This is a genomic window from Pseudomonas sp. PHC1 (genome assembly GCF_046487845.1).
Classification (GTDB): domain Bacteria; phylum Pseudomonadota; class Gammaproteobacteria; order Pseudomonadales; family Pseudomonadaceae; genus Aquipseudomonas; species Aquipseudomonas sputi.
The window spans coordinates 288,018-312,948 of record NZ_JBJXHJ010000005.1 but is presented as its reverse complement, the minus strand read 5'-3'; the positions used below and the strand labels follow the sequence as shown (position 1 = coordinate 312,948).

Genomic DNA, 24,931 nt, shown 5'->3' with positions numbered 1-24,931 from the left:
ATAGCCATGAAGTTTCTTTGCGCGGGTGCCGATCTGGCTGAGGGCGACAGCCGCGGTTTCGATATCGACGGGAAAAAACTGTTGGCCGTGCGCCGCGCCGGGCACGCGTATGTCTATCTCAATCGCTGTCCGCATCGGGGCGTCGGCCTGGAATGGCACCCCGACCAGTTTCTCGACCCCAGCAACAGCCTGATCCAGTGCGCCACCCACGGCGCACTGTTTCTGATCGAGGACGGAGAGTGCGTTGCCGGCCCCTGCGCCGGGCAATCGCTGACGGCTATCCCTTGCCGGGAAGACGCGCAAGGGCTGTGGATCGATGTTTAACCGTTGAGCAGCACGTCAAGGCGGCGGTCGATCACCATCTCTTCATGACTCAAACGCACGCCGTACGCCAGGACTTCGACCCCGCATGCCACCGCCTCACGCAGTGCAGCGGCGTAGGCCGAGTCGATTTCTTCGGCAGGACGAACCGCTTCGATATCGGTGAGATTGACGCAATACAACTGCACTGCGCGAATCCCGTCCCGGGCCAGATGCGCCAGCTCACGCAAGTGCTTGGCACCGCGCTCTGTCACTGCGTCGGGAAATGCCGCAATCGCCGTGCCGTCGAAACCGAGGGTGACGCTTTTCACTTCCACGTAGGCCGGGCCCGTCGGGTAGTCAAGGCGAAAATCGATGCGGCTTTTTTCCTGCCCGTACGCCACTTCGCGTTTGAGCCCGGTGAAACCGTTCAACTCGCTGATGACGCCAGCCTGCAAGGCTTCTTCGACCAGAGCGTTGGCGCGCCCGGTGTTCACGCAAAACAGCCGGCCCTGCGGGGTTTCACCGACTTCCCAGGTGCCAGGCAGCTTGCGCTTGGGATCATTGGAGCGGCTGAACCAGACCTGCCCGCCCTCGACCTGGCAATTGAGCATCGAACCGGTGTTCGGGCAATGAATGGTCAGCAACTCGCCGCCAACGGTTTCGATATCGGCGAGAAAACGCTTGTAACGGCGGATCAACCGGCCTTCTTCGAGCGGTGGATGAAAACGCATCAGCCTTGCCAGCTCTTCAAGCCGCGGGCGATGCGCTCCACCGCTTCCTGTAAGCGAGGGAGGTTTTGCGTGTAGGCAAAGCGCACATGATGACCGGCCTGATAGCGACCGAAATCCAGCCCCGGGGTGAAAGCTACATGTTCGGTTTCAAGGAAATGCCGGCAGAACGCGAAGGCATCGCCGCCGAACTGGCTGATATCGGCATACAAATAGAACGCGCCTTCCGGCTCCACGGCGATGTTGAAACCCAGCTCCCGCAGTGCAGGCAGCAGAAAGTCACGACGACGGCCAAATTCGGCGCGGCGCTCTTCGAGGATCGCGATGGTATCAGGCTCGAAACAGGCCAGCGCCGCATGCTGGGCCATGCTAGGCGCGCTGATATAGAGGTTCTGCGCGAGTTTTTCCAGCTCACTGACCGCCGCATCGGGCGCCACCAGCCAGCCGAGGCGCCATCCGGTCATGCCGAAATACTTGGAGAAACTGTTAAGGACAAAGGCGCTGTCATCCACTTCAAGCACACTGGCGGCATCGGTGCCATAAGTCAGGCCGTGATAGATCTCGTCCACCACCAGATGCCCGTGACGCGCCTTGATGGCTGTGGATAGCCCCGCCAGCTCGTCGCGGGTCAGAATCGTACCGGTCGGGTTGGCCGGCGAAGCAACCAGCGCACCGACGCTGTCGTGATCCCAGTGGCGCGCCACCAGCTCCGGCGTCAGTTGATAACGCACGTCCGGGCCCACCGGTACAAGCTGCGCCGCGCCTTCGACCAAACGCAGAAAGTGCCGGTTGCAAGGGTAGCCAGGGTCGGCCAGCAGCCAGTGCTTGCCCGGATCCACCAGCAACGCACTGGCCAGCAGCAACGCACCGGAACCGCCGGGCGTGATGAGTATCCGCCGTGGATCGATGTTCAGGCCGTAGCGTGTTTGATAGAAGCCGGAAATCGCCTCGCGCAGCTCGGGAATGCCGCGGGCTGCGGTGTAGCGGGTTTTCCCGGCCGTCAGGGCTTGCTGGCCGGCGCGGATGATCGGCTCGGCGGTCGTGAAGTCCGGTTCGCCGATTTCCAGGTGGATCACGTCGTGGCCGGCGGCCTGCAGTTCATTGGCCCGCGCCAGCAACGCCATGACATGGAACGGTTCGATCGCACGACTGCGCGCACTGTAGGGCTGAGCCATTGGCCTTCCTTCAACGAGGGAAAAGAGACGATTCTACCCATCTGCCGGAACGAGCGAGAACCCGCAGCGGTCACAGCCTCAAGAACACTGGACTGTAACGACCCGCGCGTAAGCTCCAGGATTGACTAAAATCAGTGATTGAGCAGGTTTGCAGCAACGCCGGACATGGCTTGGCAAACATTTGCAAGCCCCATCGGCCGCGCGCTCGACATCCGGGAGTAGCGCGGGCCGAATTGATCTGGTAAGTTCGCCCGCTTGCAGCCGCAGGGCCGGCAGGTGTCGGTGATGGAGCAATCCTGCGCAATGGATTACAAGAGTAGAGGCGGTCCATTTCATGCCCACCCAAGCAAAGCAACAGGCAAGTCAGACACTCAGCGGTTTCGAACCTTACGTCCCTAAAGAGGGCGAAGAGTACATGGGCGCGCCTATGCGTGCGCACTTCACCAAGATCCTGACCAAGTGGAAACTCGACTTGATGCAGGAAGTCGACCGCACTGTTGATCACATGAAAGACGAAGCGGCCAACTTTCCTGATCCGGCCGACCGTGCCAGCCAGGAAGAAGAGTTCGCCCTCGAGCTGCGCGCCCGCGACCGCGAGCGCAAACTGATCAAGAAGATCGACAAGACCCTGCAACTGATCGAAGACGAAGAGTACGGCTGGTGCGACTCTTGCGGCATCGAGATCGGCGTCAAGCGCCTCGAGGCCCGTCCGACTGCCGACATGTGCGTCGACTGCAAGAACCTGGCGGAAATCAAGGAAAAGCAGGTCGGCAAATAATCCCGGCCTGAACGAAAAACGGAGCGTGCGAACGCTCCGTTTTTGTTTCTGCTGTTTTTTGACTCTCAAGTAACATCGCCCTCATGACTGCCAACATCTCCCCCGCCTACATTGGCCGCTTTGCCCCGACCCCCAGCGGGCACCTGCACTTCGGATCGCTGGTCGCCGCCCTGGCCTCTTATCTGGACGCGCGCTCAGTGGGCGGTCGCTGGCTGGTGCGCATGGAAGATCTCGACCCGCCCCGTGAAGAGCCCGGCGCGCAAGCGGCGATTCTCAAGGCGCTGGAAAGCTATGGCTTCGAATGGGACGGCGAAATGGTCCGCCAGAGCGAACGGCACGAAACCTACGCCCAGGTGCTCGACAGCCTGTTCAATCACGGCCTGGCGTACGCCTGCACCTGTTCGCGCAAACAGCTGGAGCCTTACAACGGCATTTACCCTGGACTGTGCCGCAACGCCGGCCACGACCAGGAAAACGCCGCGATCCGCCTGCGCGTGCCAGAGCTGGAATATCACTTCATCGACCGGGTGCAGGGCGAATACCGTCAGCATCTGGGCCGCGACGTGGGTGATTTCGTGATCCGTCGCCGCGACGGCCTCTACGCCTATCAACTGGCGGTAGTGCTGGACGACGCCTGGCAGGGCATCACCGACATCGTGCGCGGCGCCGATCTGCTCGACTCGACGCCGCGCCAGCTTTATCTGCAAGAACTGCTGGGCCTGCGCCAGCCACGTTACCTGCACCTGCCCTTGATCACCCAGCCGGACGGCAACAAGCTCGGCAAATCCTATCGCTCGCCACCGCTGGAAGCCGATCAGGCCACGCCACTGCTGCTCCGAGCCTTGCGTGCTCTGGGGCAAAACCCGGGGCCGGAACTGGCCCACGCCTCGCCGCAAGAACTGTTGAACTGGGGCAGTGCCCACTGGGATGCCTTGAAAATCCCGCGCACACTGACACTGCCCGAAGCGCAACTGCTGTGACGACACTTGCAGTGGCGCGCCCATCCGTTACCATCGCCGCACGTTTTCGGGCACGCGCATAAAAAAGAGAGGCCGGGATGTACATCTATCGCTTGGTCCTGCTTCTGGTCGTGGGGATCTACCTGTTTTCTCCTGCCATCATGGATTGGTGGATCGACGCTACGGGCGCCTGGTATCGCCCTTATCTGCTCTGGCTGATCCTGATTGTCGTGACCTTCATCCTGCAGAGCCAAAAAGATGCCGATGAGCTTTAGCCTGACCCAGATGCTGCTGATCAGCGCCGCCTACCTGGCCGCGCTGTTCGGCGTGGCCTGGATCAGTGAACGGGGCATGATCCCGCGGGCGATCATTCGCCACCCGTTGACCTACACCCTGTCGCTGGGGGTCTACGCCAGTGCGTGGGCGTTCTATGGCACGGTGGGTCTGGCCTATCAGTACGGCTACGGCTTTCTGTCCAGTTATCTCGGGGTCTCCGGCGCCTTTCTGCTGGCGCCGGTGCTGCTGTATCCGATCCTCAAGATCACCCGCACTTATCAACTGTCGTCGCTGGCGGACCTGTTTGCCTTCCGCTTTCGCAGCACTTGGGCCGGTGCGCTGACCACGATTTTCATGCTGATCGGCGTATTGCCGTTGCTGGCGTTGCAGATCCAGGCGGTGGCCGACTCCATCGGCATCCTCACCGGTGAACCGGTGCAGAATCGCGTGGCCCTGGCATTCTGTGCGCTGATCATTCTGTTCACGATCTTCTTCGGCTCGCGCCATATCGCGACCCGTGAAAAGCACGAAGGGCTGGTGTTCGCGATTGCCTTCGAATCGGTGATCAAACTGGTGGCCCTCGGCGGTGTTGGCCTCTACGCGCTGTACGGCGTATTCGACGGTCCGCAACAGCTCGAACTGTGGCTGCTGCAGAACCAGACCGCCCTCGCCGCCCTGCACACGCCGTTGCAGGAAGGCCCGTGGCGCACGCTGCTGCTGGTGTTTTTCGCCTCGGCGATCGTGATGCCGCACATGTATCACATGACGTTTACCGAAAACCTCAACCCGCGCTCGCTGGTCAGCGCGAGCTGGGGGCTGCCGCTGTTTCTGTTGCTGATGAGCCTGGCGGTGCCGCTGATTCTATGGGCCGGCCTGAAACTCGGGGCCACCACCAATCCGGAATACTTCACCCTCGGCATCGGCATCGCCGCCAACAGCAAGTCACTGGCGCTGCTGGCGTATGTCGGTGGGCTGTCGGCGGCCAGCGGCCTGATCATCGTCACCACGCTGGCGCTGTCGGGCATGGCCCTGAACCACCTGGTGCTGCCGCTCTATCAGCCGCCGGCCGAAGGCAATATCTATCGCTGGCTGAAATGGACCCGACGGGCGCTGATCGTCGCGATCATCATGGCCGGTTTCTGCTTCTACCTGATGCTCGGCGCCGAGCAGGATCTGGCCAACCTCGGCATCGTTGCCTTCGTTGCGACCCTGCAATTCCTGCCGGGTGTGCTGTCGGTGCTGTACTGGCCGACCGCCAATCGCCGGGGGTTCATTGCCGGCCTGCTGGCGGGGATTGTGGTGTGGATCGTGACCATGCTGTTGCCGCTGGTCGGCAATCTGCAGGGTTTCTATATTCCGCTGCTGAACATGATCTACGTACTGGACGACACCAGCTGGCACATGGCGGCCATCGCCTCGCTGGCGGCCAACGTGCTGATGTTCACCCTGATTTCGCTGTTCACCAACGCCAGCCCGGAAGAGGCCAGCGCCGCCGAGGCCTGTGCGGTGGACAACGTGCGACGCCCACAACGCCGGGAACTGCACGCCGCCTCCCCGCAGGAGTTCGCCACGCAACTGGCCAAGCCACTGGGCGCCAAAGCGGCGCAGAAAGAAGTCGAACAGGCCCTGCGCGACCTTTATCTGCCGTTCGACGAACGCCGCCCCTATGCCTTGCGCCGGTTGCGTGACCGGATCGAAGCCAACCTCTCCGGCCTGATGGGCCCGAGCGTCGCCCAGGACATGGTGGAAACCTTCCTGCCGTACAAGGCCGGAGGCGAGAACTATGTCACCGAAGACATTCACTTCATCGAAAGCCGCCTCGAGGATTATCACTCGCGCCTGACCGGCCTGGCGGCCGAGCTCGACGCCTTGCGCCGCTACCACCGCCAGACTCTGCAAGAACTGCCGATGGGCGTCTGCTCGCTGGCCAAGGATCAGGAAATCCTGATGTGGAACAAGGCCATGGAAGAGTTGACCGGGATTGCCGCGCAACGAGTGGTCGGCTCGCGCCTGAGTACCATCGCCAATCCATGGAAAGATCTGCTGCAAGGCTTCACCCACCTGCCCGACGAGCACTTGCACAAACAGCACCTGGCCCTCGACGGCCAGACCCGCTGGCTGAACCTGCACAAAGCGGCCATCGACGAACCGCTGGCACCGGGCAACAGCGGTCTGGTATTGCTGGTGGAAGACCTGACCGAAACCCAGATGCTCGAAGACAAACTGGTGCATTCCGAGCGCCTGGCCAGCATTGGACGGCTCGCCGCCGGCGTGGCCCACGAAATCGGCAACCCGATCACCGGCATCGCTTGCCTCGCACAAAACCTGCGCGAAGAACGCGAAGAGGACGATGAGCTGACGGAAATCAGCGGCCAGATCCTCGAACAGACCAAACGCGTGTCACGCATCGTCCAGTCGCTGATGAGCTTCGCCCATGCCGGCAGCCATCAGCACAGCGACGAGCCCGTCTGTCTGGCGGAAGTCGCCCAGGACGCCATCGGTCTGCTGGCCTTGAACCGGCGCAATTTCGAAGTGCACTTCTACAACCTCTGCGATCCCGATCACTGGGTTGAAGGCGATCCGCAGCGACTTGCCCAGGTCTTGATCAATCTGCTCTCGAACGCCCGTGACGCCTCGCCTGCCGGCAGTGCGGTACGGGTCAAGAGTGAAGCCGGCGAACACACGGTCGATCTGATCGTCGAAGACGAAGGCAGCGGTATTCCGTCGAGCATCATGGACCGATTGTTCGAACCTTTCTTCACCACCAAGGATCCTGGCGAAGGCACCGGTCTGGGCCTTGCACTGGTCTATTCCATCGTTGAAGAGCATTATGGACAAATCACCATCGACAGCCCGGCTGATATTCAAAGCCAGCGCGGCACCCGTATCCGGGTCACATTGCCGCGCCATGTCGAAGCGACGTCCGCTGTGAACTGAGACCGTCGAGAGTATCGAATCAATGCCGCACATTTTGATCGTCGAAGACGAAACCATTATCCGCTCCGCCTTGCGCCGCCTGCTGGAGCGCAACCAGTACCAGGTCAGCGAAGCCGGTTCAGTGCAGGAAGCACAAGAACGCTTCAGTATTCCCACATTCGATCTGATCGTCAGCGACCTGCGTCTGCCGGGCGCTCCGGGCACCGAGCTGATCAAGCTCGGCCAGGGCACGCCGGTGCTGATCATGACCAGCTACGCCAGCCTGCGCTCGGCGGTCGACTCGATGAAGATGGGCGCGGTGGATTACATCGCCAAGCCTTTCGACCACGATGAAATGCTTCAGGCTGTCGCGCGGATCCTGCGCGATCGCCAGTCGGCGCCTGCCGCCGGCGAAGCAGCTTCTGCCAAATCGGCCAATGGCAATGGCAAATCCGCCATCGACAACAGCAATGGCGAAATTGGCATCATCGGCTCGTGCCCACCGATGCAGGACCTTTACGGCAAGATCCGTAAAGTCGCGCCGACCGATTCCAATGTCTTGATCCAGGGTGAGTCCGGTACCGGTAAAGAACTGGTGGCCCGCGCCCTGCACAACCTGTCGAAACGCGCCAAGGCACCGATGATCTCGGTAAACTGCGCCGCCATCCCGGAAAGCCTGATCGAGTCCGAACTGTTCGGCCACGAGAAAGGGGCGTTCACCGGCGCCAGTGCCGGTCGCGCCGGTCTGGTGGAAGCGGCGGACGGCGGCACGCTGTTTCTCGACGAAATCGGCGAATTGCCCCTGGAAGCCCAGGCTCGCCTGCTGCGCGTACTGCAGGAAGGCGAAATTCGCCGGGTTGGCTCGGTTCAGTCGCAGAAGGTTGATGTCCGCTTGATCGCCGCGACCCACCGCGACCTCAAGAGCCTGGCAAAAATCGGCCAGTTCCGTGAAGACTTGTATTACCGCCTCCACGTGATCGCGTTGAAACTGCCAGCCCTGCGCGAGCGCGGTGCCGACGTCAACGAAATCGCCAATGCGTTCCTCGCGCGCCAAAGCGCCCGCATCAATCGTACCGACCTGAAATTTGCCGCCGATGCCGAACAGGCGATCCGGCACTATTCCTGGCCGGGCAACGTGCGAGAACTGGAAAACGCCGTCGAACGCGCGGTGATTCTGAGCGAAAGCCCGGAAATTTCTGCCGACCTGCTGGGCATCGACATCGAACTGGGCGATCTGGAGGACGACGAATTCATCGGCCTGCCGGCGCAACCGGCCGGTAACGCCAGCAACAGCAGCCACGAGCCGACCGAAGACCTGTCACTGGAAGACTACTTCCAGCACTTCGTGCTTGAGCATCAGGACCACATGACCGAGACCGAACTGGCGCGCAAACTGGGCGTCAGCCGCAAATGCCTGTGGGAACGCCGTCAGCGGCTGGGGATTCCGCGGCGCAAGTCCGGGGTCGCCAGCGAGAGCTGAACGTTACCTGTCGAGTGTGCGGGTTAGCGTTGAAGCGCTGAAAAAACTGTTACCTCAGTCTTTTCACGTAACAGAAGCCGGGGTTATCGGTAACGAAACCCCGGCTTTTTTTCGCCATGAAAAAACGGCCATATCGACCTAACCCCTTGTTTTATTGGGGTTCGCAAAAGTTGGCACGGCACCTGCTATGTATTTGGTACAAGAACAATAACAAGCAATGCAAAAGACAATAAAAATAAGACGAATCGACTCACGCACAATAAAAACAAGACGGCGAGAGGCGCAGCTAACTGATTCTTTTGGAGAGGCGTTGTATTTGGGGCTAGCCCCACGACCAGGCCGAGAACAATAAAAACTGTCTTAAGACAGAGCCTGTACTGGTTGGATCACAAGATCACTGCAACACAGCGACCAAAGCAATCCGTTTGCTCTTGGCTCCCGATTGGGAGGGTCATGAAGGAAAAGCTTCATGGCGAGGGCACTCAACAAAAACAAGAAGCCCGAATCAATAATAAAAAGAGCACGCAACTACTTCTTGGGGAGCTTCGGCTCCCCTTGTAGTTTCTCCCTCCCGGAAAATCCTCCCTTCTGATGCGTTTCCACCCCCTCTAGCCTGCGGCTTGCAGCGCAAAACGGCAGCGTCCTACACCATCCCTCGACTAAATGCTAGAATCCCGGCCCATCATGCGGTCATTCTCTGGTATGGCCGAACATTCCTTCAAACAGTGCATCCCATGCTGAAGAAGCTGTTCCAGTCATTCCGAACTCCCCTGCGTCGTACGCAACACATCCGTAGCACGCCTGAAGTCCTCAACAGCGGCCAACACTCGCTGCAGAAGGCGCAATTCAGCCGTTACGCGGTCAACATCGTCGAACGCCTGCAGGGCGCCGGCTACCAGGCCTACCTGGTTGGTGGTTGCGTGCGAGACATGCTGCTGGGCATCACGCCCAAAGACTTCGACGTCGCCACCAGCGCCACCCCCGAGCAGGTTCGCGCCGAATTCCGCAATGCGCGGATCATCGGCCGCCGCTTCAAGCTGGTCCACATCCATTTCGGTCGCGAAATCATCGAGGTCGCGACCTTCCGCGCCAATCACCCGCAAAACGAAGACGACGAAGACAGCAACCAGTCTTCGCGCAACGAGAGCGGGCGCATTTTGCGTGACAACGTCTACGGCACCCTGGAAGAAGACGCGCAGCGCCGCGACTTCACCATCAACGCCCTGTATTACGATCCGGTCAGCGAGCGCATCCTCGACTACGCCAACGGCGTACACGACATCCGCAATCACCTGATCCGTCTGATCGGCGACCCGAAGCAACGCTACCAGGAAGACCCGGTGCGGATGCTGCGGGCCGTGCGTTTTGCCGCCAAGCTCAATTTCGGTATCGAGAAGCACACCGTCCAGCCGATCCGCGAACTGGCGCCGATGCTGCGCGAGATCCCGTCAGCCCGTCTGTTCGAGGAAGTGCTCAAGCTGTTCCTGTCCGGTCACGGCGCCATCACCTTCGAGATGCTGGTCGACCTGCAACTGTTCGCGCCGCTGTTCCCGGCCAGTGCCGATGCGCTGGAACACAACCCGGAATACACCCACACGCTGATCAGCGAAGCACTGACCAACACCGACCTGCGGATCAAGCAGAACAAACCGGTGACCCCGGCGTTCCTGTTCGCCGCGCTGCTGTGGCCTGCCCTGCCGGCCCGCGTGTTGCGCCTGCAAGAGCGCGGCATGCCGCCGATTCCGGCTATGCAGGAAGGTGCTCACGAACTGATCGCCGAACAGTGCCAGCGCATTGCAATTCCAAAACGCTTCACCATGCCGATCCGCGAAATCTGGGATATGCAGGAACGCCTGCCACGCCGCAGCGGCAAACGTGCCGACCTGCTGCTGGACAATCCGCGCTTCCGCGCCGGCTACGACTTCCTGCTGCTGCGTGAAAGCGCTGGCGAGCAGACCGATGGTCTGGGCGACTGGTGGACCGATTATCAGGACGCCAACGACAGCGAACGTCGCGACATGATCCGCGAGCTCAGCGGCAAAGGTGATGACGCCAGTGGCGCACCGCGCAAGCGTCGCCGCAGCAGCGGCTCCAAGCGCAAACGCGCCGGCGCACCGAGCGCCACGGGCGAATAAGGCATGGAACGCATCTACATCGGCATGGGCAGCAACCTGGCTGACCCGGCCGAACAACTGCGCAGCGCGATCGACGCGCTGGGGCAATTGCCCAACACCGAACGGGTCGGGGTCTCCGCGTTTTATCAGAGCGACTCACTGCTGCCGGGCCAACCGCGTTACACCAACGCGGTTGCCGCACTCGACAGCTCGCTGGCCCCACTGGATCTGCTCGATGCCCTGCAGGCGATCGAAAATGATCAGGGCCGCGAACGCCTGGAACGCTGGGGCCCGCGCACGCTGGATCTGGACATTCTGCTGTTCGGTGATCGCCTGATCGACGAGCCGCGCCTGAAGGTCCCGCATTACCACATGCAGGAACGCGCGTTCGTTCTCTATCCTTTGGCCGAACTGGCGCCCGAAGATCTGCGTCTGGCCGATGGACGCACACTTGCCGATCTTCTCGCAGCCTGCCCGTTCGTCGGCCTCGAACGCCTCTCTCACGCCTGACACACACCGCTGATGCGGGAGCCAACCGGCTCCCGCATTTTGCGTTCCTGTAGGACAAAAATCCCGCAGATCAGGCCCGCCGGCCCGCTGAATCGCATCAGTAACGCCGGTAACACTCCCCTCGTAACAATGCGGTAACACATGCAATTGACTTCCTGAGGCCTCATCACGACTATAGGCGTCCCGCTGCCGCCAACCCGGCATACAAGGGCGCAATCCAGGCCTTATAAGCACGACAAAAGAGCGTGCGCCTGAATAGATGACGAATCACGCGCGTTACTCGCAGTAGTTTCCAGAGCGCCTGAACGAGGATTTCTTACATGCCAGCCATCACCCTGACCACGCTCCAGAGCCTCAAGCAGAAAGGTGAAAAGATCACCATGCTGACCTGCTATGACGCGACCTTCGCCCACGCCTGCAACGAGGCCGGTGTCGAAGTGCTGCTGGTGGGCGACTCCCTCGGCATGGTCCTGCAGGGGCACGACAGCACCCTGCCGGTGACCACCGCAGAAATGGCCTACCACGTTGCCAGCGTCAAACGCGGCAACGCTGATGCCTTGATCCTGGCCGACCTGCCGTTCATGGCCAACGCCACCCTCGAACAAACCATGACCAACAGCGCTCAGCTGATGCAGGCCGGTGCGCACATGGTCAAGGTCGAAGGCGCCTTGTGGCTGGCGGACTCGATCCGTCTGCTGGCCGAACGCGGCGTACCGGTTTGCGCCCACATGGGCCTGACTCCGCAAGCCGTGAACATTCTCGGCGGTTATAAAGTGCAAGGTCGCAACGAGAACCAGGCACGCCAGATGCGCGCCGACGCGATCTCCCTGGAGCAGGCCGGCGCGGCCATGCTGCTACTGGAATGCGTGCCGAGCGAACTGGCGGCTGAAATCAGCCAGGCGGTAAAAATTCCGGTGATCGGCATTGGTGCCGGCAGCGACACCGACGGTCAGGTGCTGGTACTGCACGACATGCTCGGCCTGTCGATCAGCGGCCGCGTACCGAAGTTCGTGAAGAACTTCATGCAGGGTCAGGACAGCATCCAGTCCGCGCTGAAGGCATACGTCAACGAAGTCAAAGCCGCCACCTTTCCCGGGATCGAACACGGATTCTCTGCATGAACACCGTCAAAACCGTACGTGAACTGCGCGCCGCCGTGGCGCGCGCCCGCAGTGAAGGCAAGCGCATCGGCTTCGTGCCGACCATGGGCAACCTGCACAGCGGCCACATCGCCCTGATCACCAAGGCCACCCAGCGTGTGGACTTCGTGGTCGCGAGCATTTTCGTCAACCCGTTGCAGTTCGGCGTCGGCGAAGACCTCGACAAATACCCGCGCACCCTGGCGGCGGATCAGGAAAAACTGCTGGAAGCCGGATGCGATCTGCTGTTCGCCCCGACCGTCGAAGAAATGTATCCCGACGGCATGGCCGGACAGACCCGGGTCAGCGTGCCGCAACTCTCCGAAGGCCTGTGCGGCGCCAGTCGTCCGGGGCACTTCGAAGGCGTGGCGACGGTGGTCAGCAAGCTGTTCAATATGGTGCAGCCGGACCTGGCGATCTTCGGCCAGAAAGACTTCCAGCAACTGGCGGTGATCCGCGCGCTGGTGCACGACCTGAACATGCCGATCCAGATCATCGGCGAACCGACCGTACGCGCCGCCGATGGCCTGGCGCTGTCCTCGCGCAACGGTTTCCTCAGTGAAGAACAGCGCGCCGTGGCGCCGGTGGTCTACCGCACCCTGAGCAGCATTGCCGAGTCGATCAAGCAGGGCGAGCGCGACTTCCCTGCCCTGATCCAGGCGCAACGCCAGCAACTGGAAGCTGCCGGCCTGCGTCCGGACTACCTGGAAATCCGCCACGCGCTGACCCTGCGTCCGGCAACGGCGGAAGATCGTGATCTGGTGATTCTGGTCGCCGCATTCCTCGGCACCACCCGGTTGATCGACAACCTGCACCTGAATCTCGATACCCCCGCCTGACCCCGGCAAACGCGGTGGGAGCAAACCCGCTCCCACCGCGTCTGCACGCACTTCCAGACTGTATTGCTGAGCACCTGCCCATCGGGCAAACTGCCCGCCGTTCGACTCGACACCAATAGCAGGGACTGCTCGCAATACCCGCCGTTTGTCGGCCCCGTCTGTTATCAATGTTAAAAAAGTACCGAAAACAGGTCAGACAAAGCCAAGACAGATCGCGGCGCTGGGTTTACTGTATTCGCCCTGCGCCAAAGTAATCGTGTCGACGCAGTTGCCCCCTCGCCCAAACATGGCGGGGAGGTCTTTTCAGTGTTCAAAAGGCCGTTCAAGTAAAAAGGAAAACCGCAGCGATGGCGTACTACCGCACTCCTCATGACGTTACCGCTCTGCCTGCCTGGCAAGCGTTGAAAGATCACCGCCAAGCCATGCAGGATTTCAGCATGCGCGAAGCCTTCAACGCCGATCCGCAGCGCTTCAATCAGTTCACTCTCAGCAGCTGCGGACTGTTTCTCGACTATTCGAAGAATCTGATCAACGCCGAGACCCGCAACCTGCTGGTGGGTCTGGCCAATGAAGTCGATCTCAAAGGCGCGATCAAGGCGCTGTTCGACGGCGAAATCGTCAACGCGTCCGAAGGCCGCCCGGCGCTGCACACCGCCCTGCGTCGCCCGGTTGGCGACAAGCTGTCGGTCAACGGCGTCAACGTGATGCCTGAAGTTCACAAGGTGCTGAACCAGATCACCGATCTCGTGGGCCGCATCCACGACGGTCTGTGGCGCGGTTACACCGAGAAGCCGATCACCGACGTGGTGAACATCGGCATCGGTGGCTCGTTCCTCGGCCCCGAGCTGGTCTCCGAAGCCCTGCTGTCCTACGCCCAGAAAGGCGTGCGTTGCCATTACCTGGCGAACATCGACGGCAGCGAATTTCACGAGCTGACGCAAAAGCTGCGCGCCGAGACCACGCTGTTCATCGTTTCGTCGAAATCGTTCAACACCCTCGAAACCCTGAAAAACGCCCAGGCCGCCCGCGCCTGGTACCTGGCCCAGGGTGGTTCGGAAGCCGAGCTGTATCGCCACTTCATCGCCGTCTCGAGCAACAACGCGGCAGCCGTGGCCTTCGGTATCCGCGAAGAAAACATCTTCCCGATGTGGGACTGGGTCGGCGGTCGTTACTCGCTGTGGTCGGCGATCGGCCTGCCAATCGCGCTGGCCATCGGCATGTCCAACTTCAAGGAACTGCTGTCCGGTGCCTACACCATGGACCAGCATTTCCAGAGCGCGCCGTTCGAACAGAACATGCCAGTGCTGCTGGCCCTGCTCGGCGTGTGGTATGGCAACTTCTGGGGTGCACAAAGCCACGCGATCCTGCCGTACGACCACTACCTGCGTAACATCACCAAGCACTTGCAACAGCTGGACATGGAATCCAACGGCAAGAGCGTGCGCCAGGACGGCACCGCAGTGTCGACCGATACCGGCCCGGTGATCTGGGGTGGCGTCGGCTGCAACGGTCAGCACGCTTACCACCAGTTGCTGCACCAGGGCACCCAACTGATCCCGGCCGACTTCATCGTCCCGATCGTCAGCTTCAATCCGGTCTCCGACCACCATCAGTGGCTGTACGCCAACTGCCTGTCGCAGAGCCAGGCGCTGATGCTCGGCAAGACCCTGCCGGAAGCCGAAGCCGAACTGCGCGACAAGGGCATGAGCGAAGACCAGGTGCAGAAGCTGGCACCGCACAAGGTGATCCCGGGCAACCGTCCGAGCAATACCTTGGTGGTCGAGCGCATCAGCCCGCGTCGTCTCGGCGCACTGGTGGCGATGTACGAGCACAAAGTCTTCGTGCAAAGCGTGGTCTGGGGCATCAACGCCTTCGACCAGTGGGGCGTGGAACTGGGCAAGGAACTGGGCAAGGGTGTCTACAACCGCTTGGTCGGCAGCGAAGAAACCGCTGCTGAAGACCCGTCCACCCAAGGCCTGATCAACTACTTCCGCGGCCGTCACCGCGGCTGATCCAGCCCTGAACACACCCCCTCGCCATGAGGGGGTGTTTGTTTACAGGTATTGAACCCTCACCGCTCTCGGCGCATCTTTATCCTTGTCGCACAACAAGAATAAGGAACCGTCATGTTCGATATCAGCACGTTCCCCAAAGCCGATGCCGTCCGCCGGGCTGCACAATTGAGTCAGGACGACTACCAGCGCCTGTACCGCGAATCCATTGAACACCCCAGCACCTTCTGGGCCGAACAGGCCCGGCGTTTTCTCGACTGGAGCACGCCGTGGCAGACCGTCCAGCGCTATGACCTGAAGACCGGCGAAGCCGCCTGGTTTGCCGGTGGCAAGCTGAACGTCAGCTACAACTGCATCGACCGCCATCTGGAAAAGCGCGGCGATCAGACCGCCATTCTCTGGGAAGGCGACGACCCTGCCGAATCGACGCAAATCACCTACAGCAAACTCCATCACCACGTCTGCCGCCTGGCCAACGTGCTGAAAAGCCGTGGTGTGAAAAAAGGCGACCGGGTCTGCATCTACATGCCGATGATCCCCGAAGCCGCCTACGCCATGCTCGCCTGCGCGCGGATCGGCGCGATTCATTCGGTGGTGTTTGGTGGTTTCTCCCCGGACTCTCTGCGCGACCGCATTCTCGACGCCGACTGCCGCACCGTGATCACCGCCGACGAAGGTGTGCGCGGTGGCAAATTCGTACCGCTGAAACAGAATGTCGACAAGGCCCTGCAGAGTTGCCCGAATGTCAGCACCGTCGTGGTAGTCGAGCGTACCCAGAACAAAGTCGACTGGGTCGAAGGCCGCGACCTCTGGTATCACCAGGCCGTACGCGACGTCAGCGACGATTGCCCGCCAGAACCGATGGACGCCGAAGACCCGCTGTTCATCCTCTACACCTCCGGCAGCACCGGTAAACCCAAGGGCGTGCTGCACACCACCGGCGGTTACCTGCTGCAAGCGACGATGACCTTCAAGTACGTACTCGATTACCGCGACGGCGAAGTGTTCTGGTGCACCGCCGACGTCGGCTGGGTCACCGGCCACAGTTACATCGTCTATGGCCCACTGGCCAACGGGGCGACCACCCTGATTTTCGAAGGTGTGCCGAGCTACCCGAGCACTTCACGGTTCTGGCAAGTGATCGACAAACACAAGGTCAACATCTTCTACACCGCCCCCACCGCCCTGCGCGCCTTGATGCGCGAAGGCGCCGGGCCGTTGCAGGAAACGTCGCGGCAAAGCCTCAGATTGCTCGGCAGTGTCGGTGAGCCGATCAACCCGGAAGCGTGGGAATGGTATTTCAACGTGGTCGGCGAACAGCGCTGCCCGATTGTCGATACCTGGTGGCAGACCGAAACCGGCGGCATCATGCTCAGCCCGCTGGTCAGCGCCCGGCGAATCAAACCGGGCTGCGCCACCCAGCCGATGTTCGGCGTGCAACCGGTGCTGCTCGATGAGCACGGCAAGGAAATCAAGGGCGCCGGCAGTGGCGTGCTGGCGATCAAGTCGAGCTGGCCGGCACAGATCCGCAGCGTTTACGGCGACCCGCAGCGCATGGTCGACACCTACTTCAAACCCTACCCCGGCTACTACTTCACCGGCGACGGCGCCCGCCGTGACGAGGACGGCGATTACTGGATCACCGGGCGCATCGACGACGTGATCAATGTCTCCGGCCATCGCATCGGCACCGCCGAGGTAGAAAGCGCGCTGGTGCTGCACGACAGCATCGCCGAGGCCGCCGTGGTCGGCTATCCCCACGACGTCAAAGGCCAGGGGATTTATGCGTTCGTCACGCCGATGAATGGCACCGAGCCCAGCGATGAACTGAAGAAAGAACTGCTGGCCCACGTCAGCAAGGAAATCGGCAGCTTTGCCAAACCGGACCTGATCCAGTGGGCCCCGGCGCTGCCGAAAACCCGTTCGGGCAAAATCATGCGGCGGATCCTGCGCAAGATCGCCTGCAACGAACTCGACAGCCTCGGCGATACGTCGACCCTGGCGGATCCGAGCGTGGTGCAGGGTTTGATCGATAAACGCTTGAACCAATAGGAGCAGCTGCAAGCGGCGAGCCCCAAGTCTGAAGCTCGCCGCTTGCCGCCAAGTTGCTGCTAAACTCCCGCGCCCCGATTCCCTCCAGCAAGGCGCCCGCATGTCTTCCTTGAACCTGGCGCTGCGCGCCGCTCTCGACCAACGCCAGGATCTGCTCGCCGAGCTGCACCGCCAGGGCACCGACTGCTACCGGCTGTTCCACGGCAGCCAGGAAGGCGCCGGCGGCCTGACCATCGACCGCTATGGCCCGCAACTGATGGTGCAAAGCTTTCATCAGACCCTGGCGCGTGAAGACCTGCTGCAACTGCACGCCATGGTCAACCAGACCCTGGGCCTGGAAACGCTGCTGGTCTACAACGACCGCTCCCGTGGCAATTCGCGGATCGACCGTGAAGACAGCGTCTACCGCGCCGACGACGCAGCACTGGCCGATCTGATCGGCCACGAATGGGGCCTGAATTATCGTGTACGTGGCCGTCATGCCGGACAGGATCCGCTGCTGTTCCTCGACCTGCGCAACACCCGCGGCTGGGTCAAGGATCACGCCAAGGGTAAACGTGTGCTCAACCTGTTCGCCTACACCTGCGGCGTCGGTCTCAGCGCAGCCGCTGGCGGTGCAAGCGAGGTGTGCAATCTGGATTTCGCCGAGGGCAATCTGGCGGTCGGTCGCGAGAACGGTCAGCTCAACCCGCACCTGCCGAGCATGGAATTCATCCAGTCCGACTACTTCCCGGCCATCCGCCAACTGGCCGGCCTGCCGATCAGCCAGCGTCGCGGGCAGAAACTGCCGAGCTATCAACGCCTCGAACAGCGCCAATACGATCTGGTGCTGCTCGACCCACCGGCGTGGGCCAAGAGCGCGTTCGGCACCGTCGATCTGCTGCGCGATTATCAAAGCCTGCTCAAGCCCGCGCTGCTGACCACCGCCGAGAACGGCGTGCTGATCTGCTGCAATAATCTGGCGAAAGTCAGCATGGATGACTGGCGCGAACAGGTGCTGCGCTGCGCAGAAAAAGCCGGCCGGCCGGTACGTGAATGGAGCGTGATGACCCCAGGTGCCGACTTCCCTTCGCGGGATCAACAACCGCCGCTGAAGACCCTGATCCTCCAGCTTTAAAAGCGGCGCAGGAAATTTCCCACGGAAAAATCTGAACAATCCTGAGCATCGGCATTTGCTTCGGAACCGGAATCGCGTGCCATACTCCAAGGCACTCCGATTCAGACAGATGAAGCCGCACATGCCCAAAGGATTGATTCGCGCGATTGGCGCCCTGTTGACTGCTCTGGCCCTCTACAGCCTGCTGGGGTTCCTGATCCTGCCGGGCATTGCACTCAGGGTGGCCAACCAGCAACTGGCCAACTACGCCACGGTCCCCGCGCATCTGCAACGCATCGAACTCAACCCGTTCAGCCTTGAAGTCACGCTGTGGGGGCTGGTGATCGGCGAGCCGGGCAAGGAACAGGTCGGCTTCGAACGGTTATACGCCAACCTGCAACTCGACAGCCTGTGGACCAAAGCCCTGCACCTGTCCGACATCGAACTGGAAAAATCCAAGACCGAGATCCTGTTTGCCAAGGACGGCCAGCTCAACCTCCTTGGCCTGTTCAAGCTCCCCGCCAGCGAACCAGCCCCTGCCGATCCCGACGCCAAACCGTTCCCGCTGCGCATCGACCGGATCCAGCTGGCCGGCGGCAACCTGCATTTCGTGGACGCGCGCCCGAGCGAGCCGATCGAATTCGTTTACGACAAGCTCGATTTCGAGCTGAAAAACCTCAGCACCCTGCCCGAAGACAACGCCGACATGACTCTCGTCGCGATCGGCCCGGCCGGTGGGCAGATCGACTGGAAAGGCAACTTCAGCCTGGTTCCGATCGCCTCCGAAGGCACCCTCAAGATCACCGATGGCAAGATGAAAGCCTTCTGGCCCTACGTACGCGACGCCGTGCCGTTGGTGCTGGAAAACGGCGTCGTCAGCCTGAGTACCGACTACAAGCTCAACCTGTCCAAGGAAACCGAACTGCTGCTGAGCAACGTGGCGGTCAACATCGCGCCGTTCGCCATCAAGGCGCCGGACGGACGTCCACTGGCGAAGCTTGAACGCCTCGACGTCAGCGACACCACGGTGGACCTGGCCAAACAGCAAGTGGTGATCGGCAAGATCCGCAGCCAGAAACTGGAAACCTGGGCAGCACTGGAAGCGGACGGACAACTGGACTGGCAAAAACTGTTCGCCAGTCAGCCGTCCAAACCTGCCGCCAAGGCTGCGGCGGAACCGAAAGACACCCCGGCCGCCGCAGACTCGCCGAAGCCGGAGCCCACCGCACCAAGCAAGCCCTGGCAAGTGTTGGTCAAGGACGTGCAACTGCGTGACTACAAAGTGCATCTGGCCGATCGCTCGGCGAAGCCGGAAGTCACCCTGGATGTCACGCCGCTGAACGTCGACCTGCAAAATTTCGACAGCCTCAACGGCTCGCCCTTCAACCTCAGGCTCGACACCGGCCTGGGCAAGCAAGGCAAGATCAGCGCCGACGGCGTGGTCAACCTGGCCCCGGTCACCGCACAACTCAACGTGAAAACCCAGGACATCGACCTGCGGGTCGCGCAGTCCTACATCAATCCGTTCATTCGCCTTGAATTGCGCAGCGGCATGCTCGGCAGCGACCTGAAAGTGAACCTGAAAAGCACTGACCCGCTGGCCCTCAGCGTCACCGGTCGTGCTCAGATCGATCAGTTGCACACCCTCGACACTCTGAAAACCCGCGACTTCCTCAAGTGGCAGCAAGTGGTGGTCGAAGGCCTGAACTATCAGCACGGCGACAGCCTGTCGATCGACAGGATCAACCTGTTCCAGCCGTATGCACGGTTCATGATCAACGATGACCGCACCACCAACATCGACGACCTGCTGATCCCGCAGCCGGCCGATTCCGGGACTAAGACCGCCGCGACGAAACCGGCGAGCCAGGACAAACCGCTGGGCATTCACATCGGTGGCATCGCGATCAACGACGGCTCGGCCAACTTCGCCGACTTCAGCCTGACCCCGAACTTCGCCACCGCCGTTCAGCAGCTCAACGGCCAGATCGGCACCATCGACAGCCGTCAGGCGAAACCGGCCAGCGTCGACATCAAGGGCAAGGTCGACCGCTATGCGCCGGTGACCATCAAGGGCGCAGTCAATCCGTTCGACCCGATGGCCAGTCTTGACATCGCCACCAGCTTCAAACGGGTCGAGCTGACCACCCTGACGCCCTACTCCGGCAAGTTCGCCGGCTACCGGATCCGCAAGGGCCGGCTCAACCTCGACCTGCATTACCTGATCACCAAAGGCCAGCTCAAGGCCGAGAACAAAGTGGTGGTCGAACAGCTGCAACTGGGTGAGAAAGTCGACAGCCCGGATGCCGTGAGCCTGCCGCTGAAACTGGCGATCGCCCTGCTCAAGGACGTCGACGGCAAGATTTCCATCGAGCTGCCGGTGACCGGCGACCTGAACAACCCGCAATTCAGCGTGATGCCGATTGTCTGGCAAACCCTGCGTAACCTGATCGTCAAGGCTGCCGCCGCACCGTTCAAACTGATTGGCGGTCTGGTCAGCGGTGGCGGCTCCGAAGACCTCGGCACCGTGTCCTTTGCACCGGGCTCCAGCGACCTGAGCAAAGACGCCGAAGCGGCGCTGGTGAAACTGTCGCAAGCGCTGAAGGAGCGTCCGGCCCTGCGCCTGGAAATCGAAGGCACTGCGGCAAAAAGCAGCGACGGCCCGTTGCTCGCCGAACAACGCCTGGAACGTGAATACCAGTACAACTACTACAAGATGCTCCAGCGCCGTGGCGACAAGGTACCGGCTCAGGCCTCGTTGATTGAGGTGCCGGAGGGCGAAAAAGGTCCCTTGCTTGAAGGCATTTACCGCACACGTCTGAAAACCCAGCCACCGGCCGAATGGAAGGATCTGGGCAAGGAAGAACGCACGGCGAAAATGCGTGCGGACGTGATCAAGTTCTGGAGTTCCAGCGACGTGCTGCTGCGCCAGCTCGGTCAGGACCGTGCCAGCAGCATCAAGGACTATCTGGTGGACAAGGGCCAACTGGCCGACGATCGCGTGTACTTCATTGACGCCAACCTCGGCGAAGCAGAAAGCGACGGCCGGGTGGTAACGCAAATGCATCTGGATGCCGAGTGATGAACAGCAAGTGGCTGACTGCACTGGGGCTGACGCTGATCGCCAGCCAGGCCGCGGCGTCCGATACCCTGCGCTGCGGCAGCCAACTGGTGAGCCTCGGCGATCGCGCCAGCGAGGTGCTGCAAAAATGTGGCGAGCCGGTCAGTCGCGATCTGCTCGGTTACAAGCGCAGCGCCAACCGTCGTGAAGAGTTTCAGGTCGAGGAATGGACCTACGGCCCGAGCAACGGTATGTACCAATACCTGCGCTTTGAAGGCAATCGCCTGAGACAGATCAACAGCAAGCGCGGCAACTGACTTCCCCGCTTTTCCGCCCCTGAAATAAAACAGGCCCCGACACATGTGCCGGGGCCTGCAATGGCCACATTCCGTGTGGCCGGTCGCATGAACTCTAAAGTGCGGCAGACGTATTGCTCGGCCCGCCTGTCGCGTCTTCTCCCGGTCCAGGCGAGAAGCCTTGCCTTACTCGGCTTTCAGGCCGTCAGCGGAGACCGCTTTCACGCCTTTGATTTTCTTGGCGATGGCAACGGCGGTGGTTTTCTGCGCCTCTGTCACTGCAACAGTGGAAGACAGGGAAACGACGCCTTTGTTGGTTTCAACTTTGATATCAGTGCCTGGGATACCTTTTTCGGTGACCAGATCCGCTTTCACTTTGGTAGTGATCCAGGTATCGGAGGTCGCTTCTTTCGCTTGGGTGACTTCACCGGCAGCCAGGGTCATTGGCGCCTGAGTGGTCTGAGTCGATTGAGCAAATGCACCCGAAGCCATGGTCAGGGTCAGCGCGGTAGCAGCAGCGGCAGTGATAGCGAACTTCTTCATACGAGTAACTCCTGTTTTTCTGGAAAGTCTGCTGGTTGTCTTGTCAGCAGGGTTACCCAGGTAGTTGCGAACGCTGTGCCAACTTTCAAACCTGACAAAAACCCTTATAAATCAACAAGTTGTCAAATTAGAATTTTTTCGGAATCATGCAAATTGCATGACCTGTGAAATATCTACATGCAAGTTGCGGCATTTCGGAAAGTTCCTAACACTCTGAAATTATTGGAGCTTTTGCGAAGTGCCGCGCAATAAAAATGCCCCGCATTGCGGGGCATTTGGAAGCCTGTGGAAAAATCAGGTACCGCTCGCAGTGCAGCCTTTTGGCGAGTAATCCGGCGCAACCGTCGTGGCGCATGTCCACACACCTGCTCCCGTACCGGACGAGCGGGTGAGTGTGATGGTTTTGTCCAGAACTGGACCTGGAGCGTTTTTAATCGTGCAGACGATTGAACCGGCGCCCGTCGAAGCAGTGCCCGATGCGGATACCGAACAATTCGAAGTTGTAACCGTTGCACTGCCCGCCACGTTAGTCAGCGAAGGATCGGTGCCTTGGTTAATCACATCTTCGAACGGCACTTTCATCGCACTGATTTCCGCCAACCCCGCCGTCACCTTCGACCGCGCCTGGTATTTGGAATACTGCGGCAGCGCCACCGTCGCGAGAATACCGATGATCGCCACGACGATCAGCAGCTCGATCAGAGTAAAACCCTGTTGTTTATTCATAGACACGCTCCATGCATGAGTCGGAATCTCATGATCTGAACAGGACTCAGCACAGCCCGTGCCAAGCCGTTGAAGGCCCGGCCCACTGGACGCCATCCGGCTGACGTGCCGATTCCTACAACCCGTAGCCGCACTATCTGACACTTTTTGTCACCTGCACTGCGCGTGTGTGGCGCTGTCACTTGACTAGGCTATAAGTCATGAACGGCAAGCACGTGGAACCCCCATGAATGACATCGCTCTGAGCGGCCTGGCCAAACAACTGGTCCAGGCCGAATTGCTCACGGAAAAGAGTGCCCAGCAAGCCTGGCAACAGGCGCAGCGCAATCGTCTGTCGCTGGTCAGTTACCTGGTGCAGAACAAACTGGTGAAGAGCTGGCAGGTCGCCGAGATTGCCTCGGAGCATTTCGGCATGGCATTTCTCGACCTCAACTGCCTCGACAAGGAAACCCAGCCCAAGGGCCTGGTCAGCGAAAAACTGGTGCGCCAGCACCACGCCCTGCCCCTCTGGCGACGCGGCAACAAACTGTTCGTGGGGATTTCCGATCCGAGCAATCATCAGGCGATCAATGACATTCAGTTCAGCACCGGGCTGAGCACCGAAGCCATTCTGGTCGAGGACGACAAGCTCACCGACGCCATCGAAAAGTTCTTCGACACCCATGCCACCGGACTGGAGGAGATGGCCGATGTTGATCTCGACGGGCTCGACATCGAAACGGTCGACGACAGCAAACAGGACACGCTCGGCGGGATGGACGCCGACGATGCCCCGGTAGTGCGTTTCGTGCACAAGATGCTGCTGGACGCGATCAAGAGCGGCTCGTCCGACCTGCACTTCGAGCCTTACGAAAAGCACTACCGGGTGCGGGTGCGCACCGACGGCATTCTGCGGGAAGTGGCCAAGCCGCCGATTCAGCTCGCCGGGCGCATTGCCGCGCGCCTGAAAGTGATGGCCAGCCTCGACATTTCAGAACGGCGAAAACCTCAGGACGGGCGGATCAAGATGCGTCTGTCGAAGAGCAAGTCGATCGATTTCCGGGTCAACACCCTGCCCACCCTCTGGGGCGAGAAAGTGGTGATTCGGATCCTCGACCCGTCCAGTGCCCAGATCGGCATTGATGCCCTCGGCTACGAGCCGGAACAGAAAGACCTGTACATGGCAGCCCTCAAACAGCCGCAAGGCATGATTCTGGTGACCGGCCCCACCGGCTCGGGCAAGACCGTGTCGCTGTACACCGGGCTGAACATCCTCAATACCGTCGACATCAATATTTCCACTGCCGAAGACCCGGTGGAGATCAACATGGAAGGCATCAACCAGGTCAACGTCAATCCACGCCAGGGATTGGACTTCGCCCAGGCCCTGCGCTCGTTCCTGCGTCAGGACCCGGACGTGATCATGGTCGGCGAGATCCGCGACCTCGAAACCGCCGAAATCGCGATCAAGGCTGCCCAGACCGGGCACCTCGTGCTGTCCACCCTGCACACCAACAGCGCAGCAGAAACCCTCACCCGCCTGCACAACATGGGCATCCCCGGCTTCAACATCGCGACCTCGGTGAGCCTGATCATTGCCCAGCGTCTGGCGCGAAAACTTTGCAGCCACTGCAAGAAACCCATCGAAATCCCCCGCGAGACCCTGATCAAGGAAGGCTTCCCCGAGGAACGCATGGGCCATTTCACGATCTATGAGCCCGGCGGTTGCGATCACTGCAACGGCGGGTACAAGGGTCGCGTGGGGATCTATGAAGTGGTGAAGAACACCCCCGAGCTGCAACGGCTGATCATGGCCGAGGACAACTCGCTGGAAATCGATACCCAGATGCGCCGGGACGGCTTTAACGACCTGCGCACCTCGGGCCTGATCAAGGCCATGCAAGGCATCACCAGCCTTGAAGAAATCAACCGGGTCACGAAGGACTGAA

20 protein-coding genes are annotated in these 24,931 nt (G+C 60.8%); 16 read left to right on the top strand and 4 right to left on the bottom strand.

Features of this window, described 5'->3' with window-relative positions; genetic code table 11:
- Positions 1-6 precede the first annotated feature (6 nt).
- Complete coding sequence (locus ACKJSM_RS10325) at positions 7-324, top strand: Rieske (2Fe-2S) protein (RefSeq protein ID WP_410237360.1); 318 nt, start codon at positions 7-9, stop codon at positions 322-324.
- Here the strand turns inward: ACKJSM_RS10325 and sfsA are convergent.
- Both sfsA and ACKJSM_RS10315 read right to left on the bottom strand, forming a co-directional pair.
- Complete coding sequence (sfsA, locus tag ACKJSM_RS10320; RefSeq protein WP_410237359.1) at positions 321-1,034, bottom strand: DNA/RNA nuclease SfsA; 714 nt, start codon at positions 1,032-1,034, stop codon at positions 321-323. The two genes, ACKJSM_RS10325 and sfsA, sit on opposite strands and share 4 nt — an antisense overlap.
- Positions 1,034-2,206, bottom strand: a complete 1,173-nt coding sequence (locus tag ACKJSM_RS10315; protein ID WP_236182067.1) for a pyridoxal phosphate-dependent aminotransferase — start codon at positions 2,204-2,206, stop codon at positions 1,034-1,036. Before ACKJSM_RS10315 ends, sfsA begins: the two co-directional genes overlap by 1 nt.
- A gap of 334 nt (positions 2,207-2,540) precedes the next feature.
- Here ACKJSM_RS10315 and dksA point away from each other — a divergent pair, with 334 nt between their 5' ends.
- The 14 genes from dksA to ACKJSM_RS10245 all read left to right on the top strand — a co-directional run bounded on the left by dksA (position 2,541) and on the right by ACKJSM_RS10245 (position 21,755).
- Positions 2,541-2,984: an RNA polymerase-binding protein DksA gene (dksA, locus tag ACKJSM_RS10310; protein WP_039771633.1), complete on the top strand. Its 444-nt coding sequence runs from the start codon at positions 2,541-2,543 to the stop codon at positions 2,982-2,984.
- 83 nt (positions 2,985-3,067) lie between these two features.
- The gene (gene gluQRS / locus ACKJSM_RS10305) at positions 3,068-3,964 is read left to right on the top strand and encodes a tRNA glutamyl-Q(34) synthetase GluQRS (RefSeq protein WP_410237358.1); all 897 of its coding nucleotides are present in this window, start codon (positions 3,068-3,070) and stop codon (positions 3,962-3,964) included.
- A gap of 77 nt (positions 3,965-4,041) precedes the next feature.
- Entirely contained in the window at positions 4,042-4,218 is a 177-nt protein-coding gene (locus ACKJSM_RS10300) for a hypothetical protein (RefSeq protein ID WP_003176118.1), read from the top strand.
- Positions 4,202-7,156, top strand: coding sequence for a sensor histidine kinase (locus tag ACKJSM_RS10295; RefSeq protein ID WP_236182065.1), 2,955 nt, complete (start codon positions 4,202-4,204; stop codon positions 7,154-7,156). The genes ACKJSM_RS10300 and ACKJSM_RS10295 overlap by 17 nt, the downstream gene beginning before the upstream one ends.
- 22 nt (positions 7,157-7,178) lie before the next feature.
- On the top strand, positions 7,179-8,615 hold the full coding sequence (locus ACKJSM_RS10290) for a sigma-54-dependent transcriptional regulator (protein ID WP_236182064.1): 1,437 nt from the start codon (positions 7,179-7,181) through the stop codon (positions 8,613-8,615).
- A gap of 734 nt (positions 8,616-9,349) precedes the next feature.
- The gene (locus ACKJSM_RS10285; protein ID WP_236182063.1) at positions 9,350-10,750 is read left to right on the top strand and encodes a polynucleotide adenylyltransferase PcnB; all 1,401 of its coding nucleotides are present in this window, start codon (positions 9,350-9,352) and stop codon (positions 10,748-10,750) included.
- Between the two features lie 3 nt (positions 10,751-10,753).
- Complete coding sequence (gene folK / locus ACKJSM_RS10280) at positions 10,754-11,239, top strand: 2-amino-4-hydroxy-6-hydroxymethyldihydropteridine diphosphokinase (protein ID WP_410237357.1); 486 nt, start codon at positions 10,754-10,756, stop codon at positions 11,237-11,239.
- A gap of 320 nt (positions 11,240-11,559) precedes the next feature.
- Entirely contained in the window at positions 11,560-12,360 is an 801-nt protein-coding gene (gene panB / locus ACKJSM_RS10275; protein WP_410237356.1) for a 3-methyl-2-oxobutanoate hydroxymethyltransferase, read from the top strand.
- Positions 12,357-13,217 carry a pantoate--beta-alanine ligase gene (gene panC / locus ACKJSM_RS10270; protein WP_273897803.1) on the top strand — a complete coding sequence of 287 codons (861 nt, stop codon included), beginning with the start codon at positions 12,357-12,359 and terminating at the stop codon, positions 13,215-13,217. The genes panB and panC overlap by 4 nt, the downstream gene beginning before the upstream one ends.
- A gap of 347 nt (positions 13,218-13,564) precedes the next feature.
- Entirely contained in the window at positions 13,565-15,229 is a 1,665-nt protein-coding gene (pgi, locus tag ACKJSM_RS10265; RefSeq protein WP_339488139.1) for a glucose-6-phosphate isomerase, read from the top strand.
- Between the two features lie 114 nt (positions 15,230-15,343).
- The gene (gene acs / locus ACKJSM_RS10260; protein WP_410237355.1) at positions 15,344-17,281 is read left to right on the top strand and encodes an acetate--CoA ligase; all 1,938 of its coding nucleotides are present in this window, start codon (positions 15,344-15,346) and stop codon (positions 17,279-17,281) included.
- A 100-nt stretch (positions 17,282-17,381) separates the two neighbouring features.
- The gene (locus ACKJSM_RS10255) at positions 17,382-18,398 is read left to right on the top strand and encodes a class I SAM-dependent rRNA methyltransferase (RefSeq protein ID WP_236182057.1); all 1,017 of its coding nucleotides are present in this window, start codon (positions 17,382-17,384) and stop codon (positions 18,396-18,398) included.
- 109 nt (positions 18,399-18,507) lie between these two features.
- The gene (locus tag ACKJSM_RS10250; RefSeq protein ID WP_410237354.1) at positions 18,508-21,459 is read left to right on the top strand and encodes a DUF748 domain-containing protein; all 2,952 of its coding nucleotides are present in this window, start codon (positions 18,508-18,510) and stop codon (positions 21,457-21,459) included.
- Complete coding sequence (locus ACKJSM_RS10245; RefSeq protein ID WP_236182055.1) at positions 21,459-21,755, top strand: DUF2845 domain-containing protein; 297 nt, start codon at positions 21,459-21,461, stop codon at positions 21,753-21,755. Before ACKJSM_RS10250 ends, ACKJSM_RS10245 begins: the two co-directional genes overlap by 1 nt.
- A 165-nt stretch (positions 21,756-21,920) precedes the next feature.
- On the opposite strand, the gene ACKJSM_RS10240 is transcribed toward ACKJSM_RS10245, so the two are convergent.
- Both ACKJSM_RS10240 and ACKJSM_RS10235 read right to left on the bottom strand, forming a co-directional pair.
- A complete protein-coding gene (locus ACKJSM_RS10240; protein ID WP_410237353.1) occupies positions 21,921-22,277 on the bottom strand; it encodes a BON domain-containing protein in 357 nt (118 codons plus the stop codon).
- 294 nt (positions 22,278-22,571) lie between these two features.
- A complete protein-coding gene (locus tag ACKJSM_RS10235) occupies positions 22,572-23,003 on the bottom strand; it encodes a pilin (protein WP_410237352.1) in 432 nt (143 codons plus the stop codon).
- A gap of 226 nt (positions 23,004-23,229) precedes the next feature.
- On the opposite strand from ACKJSM_RS10235, the gene pilB reads away from it, so the two are divergent.
- Positions 23,230-24,930 carry a type IV-A pilus assembly ATPase PilB gene (pilB, locus tag ACKJSM_RS10230; RefSeq protein ID WP_410237351.1) on the top strand — a complete coding sequence of 567 codons (1,701 nt, stop codon included), beginning with the start codon at positions 23,230-23,232 and terminating at the stop codon, positions 24,928-24,930.
- Position 24,931 lies beyond the last annotated feature (1 nt).

Excerpts from the sequence above, each read along its gene's own strand:
- folK (WP_410237357.1), top strand. The coding sequence starts at position 10,754 with ATGGAACGCATCTACATCGGCATGGGCAGCAACCTGGCTGACCCGGCC.
- ACKJSM_RS10295 (WP_236182065.1), top strand. The coding sequence starts at position 4,202 with ATGCCGATGAGCTTTAGCCTGACCCAGATGCTGCTGATCAGCGCCGCC.
- pilB (WP_410237351.1), top strand. The coding sequence starts at position 23,230 with ATGAATGACATCGCTCTGAGCGGCCTGGCCAAACAACTGGTCCAGGCC.
- ACKJSM_RS10245 (WP_236182055.1), top strand. The coding sequence starts at position 21,459 with ATGAACAGCAAGTGGCTGACTGCACTGGGGCTGACGCTGATCGCCAGC.
- panB (WP_410237356.1), top strand. The coding sequence starts at position 11,560 with ATGCCAGCCATCACCCTGACCACGCTCCAGAGCCTCAAGCAGAAAGGT.
- ACKJSM_RS10325 (WP_410237360.1), top strand. The coding sequence starts at position 7 with ATGAAGTTTCTTTGCGCGGGTGCCGATCTGGCTGAGGGCGACAGCCGC.
- ACKJSM_RS10315 (WP_236182067.1), bottom strand. The coding sequence starts at position 2,206 with ATGGCTCAGCCCTACAGTGCGCGCAGTCGTGCGATCGAACCGTTCCAT.
- ACKJSM_RS10235 (WP_410237352.1), bottom strand. The coding sequence starts at position 23,003 with ATGAATAAACAACAGGGTTTTACTCTGATCGAGCTGCTGATCGTCGTG.
- ACKJSM_RS10240 (WP_410237353.1), bottom strand. The coding sequence starts at position 22,277 with ATGAAGAAGTTCGCTATCACTGCCGCTGCTGCTACCGCGCTGACCCTG.
- ACKJSM_RS10250 (WP_410237354.1), top strand. The coding sequence starts at position 18,508 with ATGAAGCCGCACATGCCCAAAGGATTGATTCGCGCGATTGGCGCCCTG.
- ACKJSM_RS10300 (WP_003176118.1), top strand. The coding sequence starts at position 4,042 with ATGTACATCTATCGCTTGGTCCTGCTTCTGGTCGTGGGGATCTACCTG.
- gluQRS (WP_410237358.1), top strand. The coding sequence starts at position 3,068 with ATGACTGCCAACATCTCCCCCGCCTACATTGGCCGCTTTGCCCCGACC.
- ACKJSM_RS10290 (WP_236182064.1), top strand. The coding sequence starts at position 7,179 with ATGCCGCACATTTTGATCGTCGAAGACGAAACCATTATCCGCTCCGCC.
- acs (WP_410237355.1), top strand. The coding sequence starts at position 15,344 with ATGTTCGATATCAGCACGTTCCCCAAAGCCGATGCCGTCCGCCGGGCT.
- pgi (WP_339488139.1), top strand. The coding sequence starts at position 13,565 with ATGGCGTACTACCGCACTCCTCATGACGTTACCGCTCTGCCTGCCTGG.
- ACKJSM_RS10255 (WP_236182057.1), top strand. The coding sequence starts at position 17,382 with ATGTCTTCCTTGAACCTGGCGCTGCGCGCCGCTCTCGACCAACGCCAG.
- dksA (WP_039771633.1), top strand. The coding sequence starts at position 2,541 with ATGCCCACCCAAGCAAAGCAACAGGCAAGTCAGACACTCAGCGGTTTC.
- ACKJSM_RS10285 (WP_236182063.1), top strand. The coding sequence starts at position 9,350 with ATGCTGAAGAAGCTGTTCCAGTCATTCCGAACTCCCCTGCGTCGTACG.
- panC (WP_273897803.1), top strand. The coding sequence starts at position 12,357 with ATGAACACCGTCAAAACCGTACGTGAACTGCGCGCCGCCGTGGCGCGC.
- sfsA (WP_410237359.1), bottom strand. The coding sequence starts at position 1,034 with ATGCGTTTTCATCCACCGCTCGAAGAAGGCCGGTTGATCCGCCGTTAC.